The sequence below is a fragment of the Buttiauxella cochleicola genome, assembly GCF_021282435.1.
Lineage (GTDB): Bacteria > Pseudomonadota > Gammaproteobacteria > Enterobacterales > Enterobacteriaceae > Buttiauxella > Buttiauxella massiliensis.
This window is the reverse complement of record NZ_JAJSOT010000001.1, coordinates 1,038,482-1,055,153: the sequence shown is the minus strand read 5'-3', so window position 1 is coordinate 1,055,153 and position 16,672 is coordinate 1,038,482. Positions and strand designations below refer to the sequence as shown.

General features: G+C 52.6%; 14 protein-coding genes. 10 read left to right on the top strand and 4 right to left on the bottom strand.

All coding sequences use genetic code 11. From position 1 onward, the window contains the following. Window positions 1-207 precede the first annotated feature (207 nt). From astC to spy, 6 genes are all read left to right on the top strand, one after another. A complete protein-coding gene (gene astC, locus LVQ77_RS04795) occupies window positions 208-1,428 on the top strand; it encodes a succinylornithine/acetylornithine transaminase (RefSeq protein WP_232903831.1) in 1,221 nt (406 codons plus the stop codon). Beyond that, a complete protein-coding gene (astA, locus tag LVQ77_RS04790; RefSeq protein WP_151995458.1) occupies window positions 1,425-2,459 on the top strand; it encodes an arginine N-succinyltransferase in 1,035 nt (344 codons plus the stop codon). The genes astC and astA overlap by 4 nt, the downstream gene beginning before the upstream one ends. After that, on the top strand, window positions 2,456-3,928 hold the full coding sequence (astD, locus tag LVQ77_RS04785) for a succinylglutamate-semialdehyde dehydrogenase (protein ID WP_232903830.1): 1,473 nt from the start codon (window positions 2,456-2,458) through the stop codon (window positions 3,926-3,928). Before astA ends, astD begins: the two co-directional genes overlap by 4 nt. Window positions 3,929-3,930: 2 nt before the next feature. Next, window positions 3,931-5,259: an N-succinylarginine dihydrolase gene (gene astB, locus LVQ77_RS04780; RefSeq protein WP_232903829.1), complete on the top strand. Its 1,329-nt coding sequence runs from the start codon at window positions 3,931-3,933 to the stop codon at window positions 5,257-5,259. Window positions 5,260-5,292: 33 nt separating this feature from the next. Then, the gene (gene astE, locus LVQ77_RS04775; RefSeq protein WP_232865479.1) at window positions 5,293-6,258 is read left to right on the top strand and encodes a succinylglutamate desuccinylase; all 966 of its coding nucleotides are present in this window, start codon (window positions 5,293-5,295) and stop codon (window positions 6,256-6,258) included. 322 nt (window positions 6,259-6,580) lie between these two features. Further along, complete coding sequence (gene spy / locus LVQ77_RS04770) at window positions 6,581-7,063, top strand: ATP-independent periplasmic protein-refolding chaperone Spy (RefSeq protein WP_232903828.1); 483 nt, start codon at window positions 6,581-6,583, stop codon at window positions 7,061-7,063. Between the two features lie 264 nt (window positions 7,064-7,327). Here spy and hutG read toward each other — a convergent pair whose 3' ends face one another. Then, window positions 7,328-8,125, bottom strand: coding sequence for an N-formylglutamate deformylase (gene hutG / locus LVQ77_RS04765; protein WP_232903827.1), 798 nt, complete (start codon window positions 8,123-8,125; stop codon window positions 7,328-7,330). Continuing rightward, window positions 8,109-9,338: an imidazolonepropionase gene (gene hutI, locus LVQ77_RS04760; RefSeq protein WP_232903826.1), complete on the bottom strand. Its 1,230-nt coding sequence runs from the start codon at window positions 9,336-9,338 to the stop codon at window positions 8,109-8,111. Before hutI ends, hutG begins: the two co-directional genes overlap by 17 nt. A gap of 174 nt (window positions 9,339-9,512) precedes the next feature. Between hutI and LVQ77_RS04755 the strand changes: the two genes are divergently transcribed. Together LVQ77_RS04755 and ves are read left to right on the top strand one after the other, a co-directional pair. Then, on the top strand, window positions 9,513-10,877 hold the full coding sequence (locus tag LVQ77_RS04755; RefSeq protein ID WP_232903825.1) for a formimidoylglutamate deiminase: 1,365 nt from the start codon (window positions 9,513-9,515) through the stop codon (window positions 10,875-10,877). Beyond that, window positions 10,877-11,422, top strand: a complete 546-nt coding sequence (ves, locus tag LVQ77_RS04750; RefSeq protein WP_232865474.1) for an environmental stress-induced protein Ves — start codon at window positions 10,877-10,879, stop codon at window positions 11,420-11,422. Before LVQ77_RS04755 ends, ves begins: the two co-directional genes overlap by 1 nt. Here ves and hutC read toward each other — a convergent pair whose 3' ends face one another. After that, window positions 11,423-12,175 carry a histidine utilization transcriptional repressor HutC gene (gene hutC / locus LVQ77_RS04745; RefSeq protein ID WP_232903824.1) on the bottom strand — a complete coding sequence of 251 codons (753 nt, stop codon included), beginning with the start codon at window positions 12,173-12,175 and terminating at the stop codon, window positions 11,423-11,425. Window positions 12,176-12,335: 160 nt separating this feature from the next. On the opposite strand from hutC, the gene hutH reads away from it, so the two are divergent. Both hutH and hutU read left to right on the top strand, forming a co-directional pair. Further along, entirely contained in the window at window positions 12,336-13,880 is a 1,545-nt protein-coding gene (gene hutH, locus LVQ77_RS04740) for a histidine ammonia-lyase (protein WP_232903823.1), read from the top strand. A 17-nt stretch (window positions 13,881-13,897) separates the two neighbouring features. Beyond that, window positions 13,898-15,598, top strand: coding sequence for a urocanate hydratase (gene hutU / locus LVQ77_RS04735; protein ID WP_232903822.1), 1,701 nt, complete (start codon window positions 13,898-13,900; stop codon window positions 15,596-15,598). 109 nt (window positions 15,599-15,707) lie between these two features. On the opposite strand, the gene yddG is transcribed toward hutU, so the two are convergent. Next, the gene (gene yddG / locus LVQ77_RS04730) at window positions 15,708-16,598 is read right to left on the bottom strand and encodes an aromatic amino acid DMT transporter YddG (protein WP_232903821.1); all 891 of its coding nucleotides are present in this window, start codon (window positions 16,596-16,598) and stop codon (window positions 15,708-15,710) included. Window positions 16,599-16,672: the final 74 nt, after the last annotated feature.

Sequence of the window (16,672 nt, the reverse complement as noted above, 5' to 3'; positions counted from 1 at the left end):
GGCGATCCAAGCGGCACCGTAAAACTATGCACTATATATTCACTTTATGTGAATAGCCATGGTGCGTAAGCTATTGATTTAACAATCCAGCCTCTCTGCTATTCATTTATATCGCTGGCTGGCACGAAGCGTGCAATCTACATTTACAGCGCAAACACCCAATTAATTAACATATAAATAACTTTTTATTTACCGGAAGAGGTCGCTATGTCGCAGTCAATTACCCGCCAGAATTTCGACGAATGGATGATGCCCGTTTATGCCCCAGCTTCTTTTATTCCGGTACGTGGTGAAGGGTCGACGTTGTGGGATCAGCAAGGCAAAGATTATATCGACTTTGCGGGTGGGATTGCGGTGAACGCTCTGGGTCACGCTAACCCGGAACTGCGCAAAGCGCTGGAAGAACAAGCATCAAAATTCTGGCATACCGGCAACGGCTACACCAACGAGCCGATTCTGCGCCTGGCAAAACAGCTGATTGATGCCACTTTTGCCGACAAAGTGTTCTTCTGTAACTCAGGGGCGGAAGCTAACGAAGCGGCATTAAAACTGGCGCGTAAATATGCGCACGATAATTTTGGCCCACAGAAAAGCGGCATCGTTGCTTTCAAAAATGCTTTCCATGGCCGCACGCTGTTTACGGTTTCGGCGGGTGGACAGCCTGCTTACTCACAAGACTTTGCGCCATTGCCGCCGCAAATCAGCCACGCCATTTATAACGACCTGCAATCTGCCAGTGAACTGATTAACGAAAATACCTGCGCGGTGATTGTGGAGCCAATTCAGGGTGAAGGCGGTGTGGTACCTGCGGATCCAACGTTCCTGCAAGGTTTGCGCGAACTGTGTGACCGCCACAACGCGGTGCTGATTTTTGATGAAGTGCAAACCGGCGTTGGCCGTACGGGTGAGCTGTACGCTTATATGCATTACGGCATCACCCCGGATGTGCTTTCTACGGCTAAAGCATTGGGCGGTGGCTTCCCGATTGGCGCGATGCTGACCACCGATAAATTCTCCAAAGTGATGGTAGTAGGCACGCACGGCACAACTTATGGCGGCAACCCGCTGGCAGGTGCTGTGGCAGGCCGGGTAATGGAAATCATTAATACACCTGAAGTACTCAACGGTGTTAAACAGCGTCACGCCTGGTTTGTTGAGCGTTTAAACAAGATAAACCAGAAACATCAGCTATTTAGTGAAGTGCGCGGTCTGGGGCTGTTAATTGGCTGCGTGCTGCAACCGGAATACAGCGGAAAGGCTAAACTTATCTTACAGGCCGCCGCCGTCGAAGGCTTGATGATGCTTATCGCCGGGGCGAACGTCATACGTTTTGCACCAGCGTTGATAGTCAGCGAAGCTGAAGTGCAAAAAGGGCTGGATCGTTTTGAGCGCGCCTGTGAACGCTTTATTGCGGGAGAGCAATCATGATGATTATCCGTCCGGTTGAGCGCGGTGATTTATCCGGGCTGCTGGAGATGGCGGGTAAAACAGGCGGCGGCTTGACTTCACTGCCTGCGGATGAAAAAACGCTGTCTGAACGTATCGAACGCTCAATGAATACCTGGCAGGGTGGCCTGCCAGAAGGCGACCAGGGCTATGTTTTCGTGTTGGAAGATACCGCCATCGAACGCGTGGTGGGGATTTGCGCCATCGAAGTGGCGGTTGGGTTAAACGACCCCTGGTACAACTACCACGTGGGTACCCATGTTCATGCTTCCAAAGAGCTGAATATTTACAATGCATTACCAACGCTGTTTCTCAGCCACGATCACACCGGCAGCAGCGAGCTTTGCACGCTATTCCTCGACGCTGACTGGCGTAAAGAGGGCAATGGCTACCTGCTATCCAAATCACGCTTTCTGTTTATGGCAGCGTTTCGCGATCGCTTTAACGAAAAAGTGGTGGCCGAGATGCGTGGCGTGATTGACGAGCATGGTCATTCACCGTTTTGGGAAAGCTTAGGCAACCGTTTCTTCTCTATGGAATTTAGCCGTGCCGATTACTTGTGTGGCACCGGGCAAAAAGCGTTTATCGCCGAATTAATGCCTAAACACCCGATTTACACCGATTTCCTCTCGCCTGAAGCGCAGGCAGTGATAGGCAAAGTCCACCCGCAAACTGCGCCTGCACGGGCGGTGCTGGAAGCCGAAGGTTTCCGTTATCGCAATTACGTGGATATTTTTGACGGTGGCCCAACACTTGAGTGCGATATCGACCGCGTAAGGGCGATTCGCAAAAGCCGTCTGGTTGAAATTGCTATTGGCCAACCAGCAACCGAAGAGCTGCCGATGTGCCTGGTAGCCAATGAAAAATATAACGATTTCCGCGCCATGCTGATTAAGGCAAATCCAAAAGGTGACCGGCTTGTGATTGATGCCGTTACCGCAGATGCCCTGAAATGTAGTGCTGGCGATAAAGTACGTCTGGTGCGTTTGTGCCCCGAGGAGAAAAAAGTATGACTCAGTGGATTAATGGACAATGGCTTTCCGGGCAAGGCGAATCATTACAAAAACATAACCCGGTAAACGGTGATTTGCTGTGGGAAGGGGTTGCGGCTAACGCATCGCAGGTAGAACAGGCGTGTATTGCTGCGCGTAGCGCATTCCCGACATGGGCAAAACGCCCGTTTGCCGAGCGTCAGGCTATCGTCGAAAAGTTTGCAAGCCTGCTTGAAGCCAACAAAGAAGCCCTGACCGTGACTATTTCCCAGGAAACTGGCAAGCCGCGCTGGGAAGCGGCGACTGAAATTACCGCGATGGTGAATAAAATATCCATCTCGATTAAGGCTTACCACACCCGCACCGGAGAAACGCACACTCCGATGCCAGATGGTGCAGCGACATTGCGCCACCGTCCACACGGTGTTCTGGCGGTCTTTGGCCCGTACAACTTCCCCGGCCATTTGCCGAACGGCCATATCGTGCCGGGTCTGCTGGCGGGAAATACCATCGTATTCAAGCCTAGCGAACTGACGCCGCTGATTGGTGAGCAAGTGATGAAGCTGTGGCAGCAGGCGGGTGTGCCGGATGGCGTGCTGAACCTGGTGCAGGGCGGGCGCGAAACCGGACAGGCACTGGCGCAGCAATCGACGCTGGATGGCCTGTTATTCACCGGCAGCGCTAATACCGGCTACCAACTTCATCGCCAGTTTGCCGGGCAGCCAGAAAAAATTCTCGCCCTCGAAATGGGTGGCAACAACCCGCTGATCGTTGAAGATCCACAAGATATCGACGGTGCAGTTCACCTGGTCATTCAGTCGGCGTTTGTTACCGCCGGGCAACGCTGCACTTGTGCGCGTCGTTTGCTGGTAAAACAGGGTGCTCAGGGCGATGCATTCTTACAACGTCTGGTAGAAGTAGCGGGGCGTATTCGCCCGGACGCGTGGGATGCCACACCGCAGCCGTTTATTGGCGGGCTTATCTCCGTTCAGGCGGCAGAGCGCGTGCTAACTGGCTGGCAGGAACATATCGCGCGTGGCGGCAAATCACTGCTCGAGCCGAAACTGGTAAAAGCAGGCACATCGCTGCTCACCCCAGGAATTGTTGAATTAACCGGCGTGGCGAATGTGCCAGACGAAGAAGTGTTTGGGCCGTTACTGACCGTATACCGTTATGCCGATTTCGATGATGCTATCGCGATGGCGAATGACACACGTTATGGGCTGGCAAGCGGCCTGATATCTCCGCATCGCGAGCAGTTTGACCAGTTATTACTCGAAGCTCGCGCCGGGATTGTTAACTGGAATAAACCGTTAACGGGCGCGTCGAGTGCTGCACCGTTTGGTGGCGTGGGCGCATCTGGCAACCACCGCGCCAGTGCCTGGTATGCGGCTGATTACTGCGCATGGCCGATGGCGACGCTGGAAAGTCCGTCATTCCCGCTGCCAGCCACCCTGAGTCCGGGACTTGATTTTAGCGGTGAGGAATAATCATGAAAGCGCGTGAAGTTAATTTTGATGGACTGGTGGGTCTGACCCACCATTACGCCGGGCTTTCTTTCGGGAATGAAGCATCAACCAGGCATCAGTTCCGCGTTTCCAACCCGAAGCTTGCCGCGAAGCAAGGTTTGCTGAAGATGAAAGCGCTGGCGGATGCCGGGTTTGCACAAGGGGTTATCCCTCCTCAAGAGCGACCTAATATTCCGCTGTTGCGCCAGTTGGGTTTTAGCGGCAGCGATGAACAGATTGTTAAACGCGTAGCAAAACAAGCGCCACAACTGCTGTCGGCGGTGAGTTCGGCTTCCTCAATGTGGGTAGCAAATGCCGCGACAGTCAGCCCATCAGCAGATAGCCTCGATGGCAAAGTCCACTTCACCGTGGCGAACCTGAACAACAAGTTCCACCGTGCCAGTGAAGCGCCGACCACAGAAAACGTGTTACGGGCTATCTTCCGAAATGAACAGTATTTTTCTGTTCACGGTGCACTTCCACAGGTGGCGATGTTTGGTGACGAAGGGGCGGCAAACCATAACCGCCTCGGTGGTGCGTATGGCGAGCCATCGACACAGCTTTTTGTCTATGGCCGCGAAGAGGCAAAAGCAGGGCTGGTTCCTGCACGCTACCCGGCTCGCCAGACGCTCGAAGCAAGTCAGGCTGTTGTCAGACTCAACCAGGTTAACCCGGACTTAGTGGTTTACGCGCAACAAAACCCGACGGTTATCGATCAGGGCGTGTTCCATAACGACGTAATCGCGGTATCCAACCGCCAGGTATTGTTCTGCCACGAACAGGCATTTCTTCATCAACATGCGTTATACGAGCAGTTGCGTGTTAAAGTGCCCGGATTCACGCCTATTGAAGTTCCCGCAAATAAAGTTTCAGTGGCCGATGCGGTCGCAACTTATCTGTTTAACAGCCAGTTATTAAGCCGTGACGATGGCAGCATGACGCTGATTTTGCCTGAAGAGTCCCGGCAGCATGCAGGCGTCTGGCATTATCTCAACGAAGTGCTGGCAGCCGATAACCCAATCAGTGAACTCAAAGTGTTTGACCTACGCGAAAGCATGGCAAATGGCGGCGGCCCGGCATGTTTACGCCTGCGAGTTGTACTGAACGAAGCGGAACAAAAAGCGTTAAACCCAGCGGTGATGATGAACGAAACGTTGTTTGTCACGCTCAATAACTGGGTGGACCGTTGGTATCGTGACCAACTGACTCAGGCTGATTTAGCTGACCCACAGTTGTTGCGAGAAGGGCGCGAAGCACTCGATGAACTAACCCGTATACTAGACTTAGGTTCTGTTTATCCATTTCAACATTAAGAGCCTGCCTGGCAGGCTCTAACAGGAGGCACAATGTTGGATTTTTTGGCGCAAACCCTGGCGGGTAAAGTGCCAACTCCGAGCGCCGGAGAAAATGCCCATCTGCATTGGCAGTGGTGGGATGAAGGTATTTTGACACTGGCCCCACATCAGGCGACGCAAAAGACACTGGTGTTGTCGGCAGGAGTCCACGGAAACGAGACTGCGCCGGTAGAAATACTTGCGCAACTGGTGGATAGCCTGGTTGCCGGTGAAATAGCGTTGCAGTGGCGGTTGTTGGTGATTCTGGGCAATCCTGCGGCACTGCGCAGCAATCAGCGCTATCAGCACAGCGATATGAATCGTATGTTTAGCGGTGGTTGGCAGCAATTCCCTGAAAGCATTGAAACACAACGTGCCTGCCGACTGGAGCATGCATTGGATCTGTTTTTGGCCGAATGTGAAGAGACCATCTGCTGGCATCTGGATATGCATACTGCCATTCGCAGCTCTTATCACCCGCGTTTCGGCGTCTTGCCTTCGCGTCCATTGCCATATGATGAGGAATTTCTCTCCTGGCTGGGCTGTGCGGGATTACAGGCGCTGGTGTTTCATCAGGAACCTGGTGGCACTTTTACCCATTTCAGCAGCGAACATTTCAATGCGCTCAGTTGCACACTCGAGTTGGGTAAAGCACAGCCGTTTGGCGAAAACGATCTCAGCCAGTTTGAGGTGACAAAACAGGCATTGCAGGCATTGCTAAGCGGTGAGGCGCCAGAGCCCATTGAAGGTAAACCGTTACGCTATAAAGTGGCGCAGCAAATCACGCGACACAGTGATGCCTTTGTGTTGCATATGTCAGCGCAAACACAGAACTTCACCGCATTCCCGAAAGGCACATTGCTGGCCGAAGATGGCGACACGCAATATGTGGTGAAAGAAGATGTCGAGTTTGTTTTATTCCCTAATCCTAATGTTGCGCTGGGATTACGTGCAGGATTAATGCTGCACGAAATTTAATATGTATTGGCCTCAGTAGTGGGGCCAATAAATAATCAACGGGCAAACAACAATATACAGATAAATCTTAGCTGGCGGCTTTATCCATTCTGCGTATTGCTATACACTCTCTTCATAATTCCTTTAAAATCATTGCTTTGTTGTATTCTGTTTCAATTCCCCTTTGTTTATCCTTATTCTCTTCATAATTGCTGCAATTTTGTTTTTTACCCTTTCAATGCTTTACCGACGGGGACTATTACTTGACGCACAACCCCGTAAACTTAATTTCGTCAACGCGGCAAACCTTGTCGTAATAGAAATCAGAATAGGAATAAACAATATGCGTAAATTAACAGCTCTCTTTGTTGCTTCAACTCTGGCTCTCGGCGCGGCGAACCTGGCTCATGCGGCTGATACCACTACCGCTGCAAAAACTGATGCAACCATGACGCACCATAAAGGTATGCGTGGTGGTCACCACGATATGATGTTTAAGGATTTAAACCTGACTGACGCGCAGAAACAACAAGTGCGCGACATCATGAAAGAGCAGCGCGGTAAAATGGAGCGTCCTTCATTAGAAGAGCGCCGTGCGGCACACAGCATTATTGCCAGCGACAGCTTCGATAAGGCTAAAGCGCAGGCTCAGGTAGATAAAATGGCTGAGCAGAATAAAGCTCGCATGATGGCTCATATGGAAACACAGAATAAGATCTACAACATTCTGACGCCGGAACAGAAAAAACAATTTAATGCCAATTTTGAGAAGCGTCTGACAGAACGTCCGCAACATGAAGGTAAAATGCCTGCTGATCAGGAATAACTGATCGACTGACTTAAGACCGCCGGTTTTGTCCATAATAGCGTTATTGCTGCGGACAGAACCGGCGGTTTTCTTTTTACCCTTCATACTTCAAGCTGCAGGTGTGTTGGCTGCACTCGCAAACCTCAGTCACTTACTTTTGTAAGCTCCTGGGGACTTGCTCACTTGCCGCCTTCCTGCAACTCGAATTATTTAGGGTAAATTTTTGATGTTCAGGTTTTGTAGGGTGGATAAGCCGCAGGCGTCATCCACCAGTTTTTCAGATCAGGCTATCTGCTGCGCGCTGTTCAACATTGAACGGATAAGCAACTCAAGCAGCGGTTGTAACTGCGCGGCACGATCGGAGCGCCATGCGAACGGCGGTTGCTCATCCATATAATTACATTGGGCTAGCTCTAACTGCACCGCGTGGATCCCCTGTGATGGTTGCCCATAAGCACGCGTGATATACCCGCCTTTAAAGCGCCCGTTCGCCACCCAGCTAAATGGCTTTTGCGATGCCGCACAAGCCACCAGATGCTCTTCTATCAACTCATCACAGCTTTTACCGCCGTTAGTACCGAAATTAAGATCCGGAAGCTTACCTTCAAACAAACGCGGAATATGGCTGGCGATAGAATGCGCGTCGAACAACAGCGCGTATCCATGCTCCGCTTTCATTCTCTCCAGCTCACTTTGTAACTGCTGGTGGTAAGGCTGCCAAATTGTCTCAAGTGCGGCTTTGCGCTGAACTGGAGTCGGTTCTTTGCCCGGAATAAACACCGGAGTGCCATCAAATAGCGTTTCAGGATACAGACCGGTTGTGGCAGTGGTGTAGAGCGGTTTATCGTCCGCCGGTCGGTTGAGGTCGATAACCATACGCGAATAATTACCGGTAATAACGCTTGCACCCAATGCGTGAACAAAATCATAAAGCTTCGGGATATGCCAGTCGGTATCAGGCAATGGTTTTGCTGCATCGCTTAGGGCCGACTCAACTTCTGGTGTGAGTGCGGTGCCTGCGTGTGGAATGCTGATAAGGATGGGCAGTTTCCCACGACTGAAATTAAAAGGTGCTGTCACGTTTCTCTCCCTGATAAATAACGGTGCAGGGCAATTGCCCCCCTAACCAATAGACCAGTTCTGCGGGACGTGCCACGGGCCAGTGCACAAAGTTAGCAACTTTTCCGCACTCAAGGCTGCCGTGGCTTTCACGGATACCTAATGCCTGTGCGGCATGCAGCGTGACACCTGCCAGCGCTTCTTCAGGCGTTAAACCAAACAGAGTACAGGCCATATTGAGCATTAAACGCAATGATAATGCAGGCGAGGTACCTGGGTTGGCATCACTTGCGACCGCCATCGGTACACCATGTTTGCGGAATGCAGCAACCGGCGGTTGTTGCTTTTCACGTAACAGATAAAACGCTCCTGGTAGCAATACGGCAACGGTATTGGCTTCAGCCATTGCTTGCGCGTCAGCCTCGGTTGCGTATTCAAGGTGGTCGGCAGATAACGCCTGAAAACGAGCGGCAAGAGTGCTGCCAGCGAGTGCTGAAAGTTGTTCGGCGTGGAGTTTTACAGGCATTCCCAGAGTGCGGGCGGCGCTAAAAACCTTCTCGGTTTGTGCCGGGCTAAAAGCCAGATGCTCACAGAATGCGTCTACGGCATCAGCCAGTTTTTCTTGTGCTACACGCGGAAGTAACTGTTCGCAAACCACTTCAACCCATCTGTCGCTATCACCGCTAAATTCAGGAGGAACGGCGTGAGCCGCAAGGCAGGTGGCGTAAACTTCAACCGGTAAGGTTTCGCCCAGTCGGCGAATAACGCGCAGCATTTTGATTTCATTGTCGATATCCAGCCCGTATCCCGACTTAATTTCGACAGTCGTCACACCTTCTTGCAGAAGATGTTGCAGACGCTTGCGGGCAGAATGCAGCAACTCATCTTCATCGGCTTCGCGCGTACTGCGAACGGTGGAAATAATGCCACCACCACGTGCGGCAATTTCTGCGTAACTCATGCCAGTTAACCGCATTTCAAATTCCGCACTGCGATCGCCACCAAACACCAAATGAGTGTGGCAATCAATAAAGCCCGGAGTAATTATCCCGCCATCAAAGTGGTGATGTGCTTGCGCTGTAATGTCGGGCAGATCAGCACGAGCGCCCAGCCAAACGATTTTCCCCTGATGCACTGCGATAACGCCATCTTCAATCAACTGGTATTGCCCATCCACCATGGTGACAAGCGTTGCACCGCTCCACAGGCTGTCGATGCTGCGAGGGTAAGTCATGACATTCTCCACATCAGGTTGTATAGACAATTGACTACAAGCTAGCGCAGCATGTACTTTTCGGCAACTTCAGTCATGCGAATTATGACGGGGTTAAACAAGTTTAAAATTTGGTTTGCGTTAGTCTGATTTAATCGCTAAATCATTGGCATCGCAAAAGAAGGAATCAAATCCATGCCTGCATTTTTTGCTCCAGTTGTGATGCTCCCACAAGGTTGGGGGCACAATGTGCGTATTAGCGTCAACGAACAAGGAACGATTACTCACGTCGAAGTTGGTGCTTCAGGGGAAGATGCCACACTGCTACCGGGCATAGTGATTCCTTCTATCTCAAACTTGCACTCTCATGCGTTTCAGCGGGTGATGGCGGGGTTGACAGAAGTGGCAGGCAATCCGCAGGACAGTTTCTGGACGTGGCGCGACATGATGTATCGCATGGTGCAGAAACTATCTCCCGAACAAGTCGGTGCCATTGCCACTCATTTGTACATTGATATGCTCAAGGGTGGTTACACTCAGGTAGCTGAATTTCACTATTTACATCATGACGTTAACGGAAAACCGTATGCGTCAGGTGATTTGATGCTACAGCAACTGCTGCTTGCTGCCGATAACAGTGGGATAGGGCAAACGCTGTTGCCAGTGTTGTACAGCCACGCGGGTTTTGGCGCACAACCACCTGCCGCGGGGCAAAAAAGATTTATCCAGGATGTCGATCGTTATCTGCGCCAACAACAAGCGTTGGGCAATGCATTACGTCGTTATCCATTGATTAATCACGGTTTGTGTTTTCACTCATTACGCGCGGTGACACAGGAGCAGATGGAAGATGTTCTGGAAGCGAGTGATTACCGCTTGCCGGTTCATATCCATATTGCTGAGCAGGAAAAAGAAGTCGACGACTGTCTTGCCTGGAGCAATGAGCGCCCGGTGGAATGGCTATATAACCGCTTTGCGGTGGACGACCGCTGGTGCCTGGTTCATGCCACGCACCTGTCGCCTGAAGAGTTAACCCAAATTGTTGAAAGCCGCACAGTGGCAGGTTTATGCCCAACAACCGAAGCAAATCTCGGCGATGGCATTTTCCCAGCAACCAATTTCATCGCCCAGGGCGGCCATTGGGGAGTGGGTTCTGACAGCCATGTGTCGGTTAGTGCGCTTGAAGAATTACGCTGGCTTGAGTACGCGCAGCGCCTACGTGATAAAAGGCGCAACCGCATTGTGTTGCCAGAATTGCCTCAGGTCGGCGAGGTTTTGTGGCGGCAGGCTGCAGTTGGCGGGGCACAAGCCTGCGGTGTGACGATGGGGATGATTGCTCCTGGGCAGCGTGCGGACTGGCTGGTACTCGAGCGTGACTCATGGCTTGCGCATGTTGAAGATTACGCGATTCTTAACCGCTGGTTGTTTGGTGGACGCTGCGAACAAATACGAGACGTGTGGGTTGCTGGAAAACAGGTGATAACCGACAGGCAGCACCCACTCGATGAACAAAGTAATGCACAGTTTGCGCAGGTGATGCGCACTCTTCAGGAGTGGTGATGGAATTCTTTGATATACGGAAAGTGCCCGTCAGCTTGTGGCGTAACGGGGCCGGAGAAACCCGCGAAATTTGCTGTTTTCCGCCCGCTACGCGCGATTTCAACTGGCGCGCCAGTATCGCGTCAATCGCCAGTAGCGGCGAGTTTTCAGCTTTCCCTCAGGTAGACCGTGTCATCACCTTGCTTGAAGGGGGGGAAGTGGTTCTGGATGCCGGAAAGGCGTTTCGTCATACCCTAAAGCACTTTCAGCCTTTTGCTTTTGCCGGTGATTACACGGTTAAAGCCGAGCTAAAGCAGGGTATGTCGATGGATTTCAATATCATGACGCATCGTGACCGTTGCCGCGCCAAAGTGCGTGTCGCTGACCGCACGTTTACGACCTTCGCTCCGCGTGGCGGCATTGTTTATGTGCTCAGCGGTGAGTGGCAACTGGGTGACAAACTACTGACGCCAGAGCAAGGTGCGTGGTGGCAAGAGGGTCGCCACACCCTGCGCTTACTGAAGTCGGAAGGAAAGCTACTGTTTAGCGAAATTACCTATCTCTGATCATTGCCCGGTAAAACTGCCGACCAATTGATAACGCGAGCCCGGATACAGCAGTCGGGCTACAGTCACCACCTGTGAATGGTGCCAGGTGCGGCGTTGAATCAATAAACAAGGCTGGTTGGCCGTCACTTCAAGCAATCCTTGCTGCGTTTCATCTGCCAGCACCGCTTCCACAATATGTTCACCCGAAGTTAGCGGTGCGACTTTGCTCAGATAATGGTGTGGCGTTACCAGGCGGAAATCTTGTTGTAGATAGTCTGGGGCAAGCGCCGGGTTCACATGGCGCGTTTCCAGCTGTACTGCCATATCGTTGTCGTAGTGAACCAACTGCGAATAAAACAGCGGCTCGCCAACGTTGACTGAAAAGGCATGTGCCAGTTTTTCATCTGCCTTAACTTGTTCAAGCGCTACCACCTGATTGCGGTAGTGATGACCTCGCGCGGTAATCTCTTCGGCAATGCTGCCCACTTCAAGCATTGCAGTATGGCCTTTTTGCTCTGCCACAAAGGTTCCCACACCTTGCATTCGTACCAGCCAGCCTTCGCCAGTGAGTTCTCGCAACGCCCGGTTGATAGTCATTCTGCTGACATTCAGCGCATTCACCAGTTCGGTTTCCGAAGGCACTCGCTGATGAGCGAGCCAGTTCCCACTGCGGATCTGGCTGATGATTCCTTGTTTTACCCGTAGGTAAATGGGCGCAGGTAAATCACTGATGGCGGCACGCAATTGATCCAGAGGTTGGATATCAGACATCAACGGTTCCTTAAAAATTGCATTTTGCGGCGAAAGCGCGATCTCGCTCACTGTTCAATAAAAATTTCCTATGACCCGCTGGCGGTCATTTGGGTTTATTAGTTAGGTTGTCTATACAACTCTATACGTTCATATGAATTGATGCCATCAGGATGTCGCTATGTCGCTGCAAAAAAAGATTTGCTGTCTTACACCGGGGCACGTAACGCTCGCCACACTGCGTGAAATCTACCATGGGGTCGTGACTTTGAGCCTTGATTCCAGGGCCATTGATGCGGTCATTAAGTCCCAGCAAACCGTTGAGGCTATCGTCAATCATGGCGATGTGGTTTACGGCATTAATACGGGATTTGGCAAGCTGGCGCAAACCACCATTGCCAAAGAGCATCTGGCTGAATTGCAACGCAACCTGGTGCTTTCGCATAGCGTGGGTCTTGGGCAACCATTGCCAGATGATGTGGTACGTCTGGTGATGGCGAGCAAAATTATTAGCCTCGCGCGAGGCCACTCTGGTGTGCGTATGGATGTTATCGACAGTTTATTGCGCCTGTTTAACGCAGGTGTGATGCCGGTTATCCCGGAAAAAGGTTCAGTTGGCGCATCGGGAGATTTAGCCCCGCTGGCGCATCTTTCGCTGATGTTGTTGGGTGAAGGTAATGTGCGTATCAATGGCGAAGAGCTTCCAGCTATCGCCGGGTTGAAAATTGCCGGAGTCGAGCCGCTGGTGCTTGGGCCAAAAGAGGGGCTGGCGTTACTTAACGGTACGCAAGTTTCTACTGCACTGGCGTTGCGCGGCCTGTTTGAAGGCGAAAAAGTGTTTGGTGCTGGCCTTGTCGCCGGGGCGTTATCACTGGAAGCAATTAAAGGCTCAGTGAAACCTTTCGATGCACGAATTCATGAAGCGCGTGGGCAGACCGGGCAAATCGACGTTGCGGCGGCTGTCAGAGAATTGCTTGCCGACAGTGAAATTGTTGACTCTCATCAGCATTGTGGGCGTGTACAAGATCCGTATTCCATCCGTTGCGTACCGCAAGTAATGGGAGCATGCCTCGATAACCTGCGCCATGCAGCACGCGTATTGCAAATTGAAGCTAACGCCGCGTCGGACAACCCACTGGTATTTAGCGAAACCGGAGAGGTGATTTCCGGCGGGAATTTCCATGCTGAACCTGTGGCATTCGCCGCCGATATTATTGCGCTGGCAGTTGCTGAAATTGGCGCGATTTCTGAACGTCGACTGGCATTACTGCTGGATACCGGTCTTTCTGGCTTACCGCCATTCCTGGTGAAAGAGGGCGGAATTAACTCAGGCTTTATGATTGCCCAGGTGACAGCCGCCGCGCTGGCATCTGAAAACAAGTCATTGGCTCATCCGGGAAGTGTGGACAGCCTGCCAACTTCAGCAAACCAGGAAGACCACGTTTCAATGGCGACTTATGCCGCGCGCCGCCTTGGGGAAATGTGTTTCAACACGGCCGCCGTGGTGGGGATTGAAGCGATGGCTGCTGCCCAGGGGATCGAGTTTTCCCGCCCATTACGCAGTTCGCCAATCATGGAACAGGTCTTTAGTGGCGTGCGAGAACGTGTTGCCTTCCTTGATAAAGACCGCTTACTGGCTCCGGATATCGAAAGCATGCGCCAGTGGGGCTGTAGTGGCGAATTACCTGCTGTTATTACACAACTTTTCCCTTCTACGTCGGCCTGATGCCGGGAGCCACTACAATGACTGAATCTGTAAAACAGGCGGTAGCCCGCACGGTACGCGCACCGCATGGTACGACATTGCACTGCGAAAACTGGTTGATTGAAGCAGCTTACCGCATGATCCAAAACAACCTCGATCCTGATGTCGCCGAGCGTCCGGAAGATCTGGTGGTGTACGGCGGGATCGGTAAAGCCGCTCGTAACTGGGATTGCTTTGAACAGATCCTTGCCTCGCTGCGTACGCTCAAGGCCGATGAAACATTACTGGTGCAATCGGGCAAACCAGTCGGTATTTTCCGCACTCACGCTGATGCTCCGCGCGTGCTAATTGCCAACTCCAACCTCGTACCGCATTGGGCAAACTGGGATCATTTCCATGAGCTCGATAAAGCCGGGTTGATGATGTATGGGCAAATGACCGCGGGTTCGTGGATTTACATCGGTGCGCAAGGCATCGTGCAGGGCACTTTTGAAACCTTTGCCGAAGCTGGTCGTCAGCATTACGGTGGGGATTTGCGTGGCAAATGGATCCTGACTGCAGGACTGGGCGGTATGGGGGGCGCGCAGCCGCTGGCTGGCGTGCTGGCAGGCGCTTCGGTGTTAGCCATCGAGTGCCAGGAGTCGCGCATTGATTTCCGTCTGCGTACTCGTTATCTCGATTATAAAGCGACAAATCTTGATGAAGCGCTGGCAATGATCGAAAAAGCGAACGCGGAGAAAAAAGCGATCTCCGTCGGTCTATTAGGCAACGCCGCCGATCTGCTACCAGAATTGGTAAAACGCGCGAAAGCGGGGGGCATTAAGCCCGATATTGTGACCGATCAAACCTCAGCGCACGATCCCGTTAATGGTTATTTGCCGCTGGGCTGGAATGTGGATCGTTGGCAGGAAGAGCGCTCCACGCAGCCAAAAGTGGTTGAGAAAGCAGCTCGTGCGTCGATGGCCGTACATGTTCAGGCGATGCTCGATTTCTGGGAGATGGGCGTGCCGACGGTGGATTACGGTAACAATATCCGCCAGGTGGCGTTTGATGAAGGAGTGGAAAATGCCTTTGATTTCCCGGGCTTTGTTCCCGCCTATATTCGCCCGCTGTTCTGCGAAGGCAAAGGGCCGTTCCGCTGGGTAGCGCTTTCAGGTGATCCTGAAGATATTGCGAAAACTGATGCGAAACTCAAAGAATTGTTCCCGGATAACCAGAACCTGCATCGCTGGTTGGATATGGCGCAGGAACGCATTGCTTTCCAGGGGCTGCCGGCACGCATTTGCTGGTTAGGCCTTGGCGAACGTCATCTTGCCGGGTTGGCGTTTAACGAAATGGTGCGTAACGGCGAGCTGAAAGCACCAATCGTAATTGGCCGTGACCATCTGGACTGCGGCTCGGTAGCATCGCCAAATCGTGAAACGGAGTCAATGAAGGATGGCTCTGATGCGGTTTCCGACTGGCCATTGCTGAATGCACTGCTAAATACCGCGGGCGGCGCGACATGGGTGAGTTTGCATCACGGCGGCGGCGTCGGCATGGGCTTCTCACAACACGCGGGCGTGGTGATTGTGGCGGATGGTACGCCAGAAGCGGCGGTGCGCTTGGGTCGCGTATTGTGGAATGACCCGGCAACGGGCGTGATGCGCCACGCCGATGCGGGTTATGAAAGTGCTGTTGAATGCGCGAAAGCGCAAGATCTGAAACTACCGATGCTACCCATTCATAACGCAAAATAATTCGGGTTGCAGCAAGGCGGCAAAGGAGCAAATCCCCGGGAGCTTACTAAAGTAAGTGACTGGGGTTTGTGGTAGCAGCCAACGCAGTTGCAGCTCGAAGTATGAAGCGTTAACCATAACGTCGGGTCGCGAGCCAACAGAGTAACGACCCGCCGACTACCATCGCCACTCCCTGCCAGAAGCCCCAGCCCGGATGTAAACCCAACCACAAACTCGCAATCAACGCCGAAAGCACCGGCGTGAAATACGATGCCGTAGCCAGCAACGTCATATTCCCGCGCTGAATGCCGTGGTTCCAGGCTGAATAGGCTATCGCCGTGGAAGCGCCCATAAATAGCAGTTGCAGCGTTGAAGGCAGCGTGAAGTGAATCGGCGCTTCGCTAACAAAGGCGAATTTCACCCACAGCACGGTGGCGGTGGCGCAGAAGAACAGCGACACGCCATTTTTGCCTGCGCTCCAGCGGCGGGTGATGTTGCAGTACAGCGCCCAAATGAGCGCGGCGGCAAACGCCAGGCCGTAAGCCAGCGGGCTATCCAGAATGTTGTGCCACATCTGAATCGGTGACCAGTCACCGTCGCCTTTCATCACCTGAACGATGCCCGCTAGCGAAAGCGCCAGCCCCGGCCAGAGCCACAAATTGCTGCGTTGTTGGTTGATAAACAGCGCCAGCAGGATGGTCAGGCTTGGCCACAAATAGTTGATCATCCCCAGCTCAAGCGACTGGCTGCGGCTGTGCGCCAGCCCAATCGCTAAGGCGAGGAAAATTTCGTAAGTGACGAATAGCGCACCGCCAATCCACAGATAGCGCGGAGGGATTTCACGGAGTTTCGGTAATCCTCGCGCAATGCACAGGCAAAATGCGCTGACGGTGTAAATCAGCGCAGCGCCACCCACCGGGCCAAAATGCTCGCTGATACTGCGCAGTAAACCGACCGAGGTGCTCCAGAGGAGGATCGCCAGCAGGCCAAAAGCCGTGGCGCGTTTTGCAGAGGTGTCCATGTGTTTCCAGAAAGGGATTGTCGGATGACGCTGCGCTTATCCGACCTGGAAAACCTGCAGCAGGTCGGATGGCG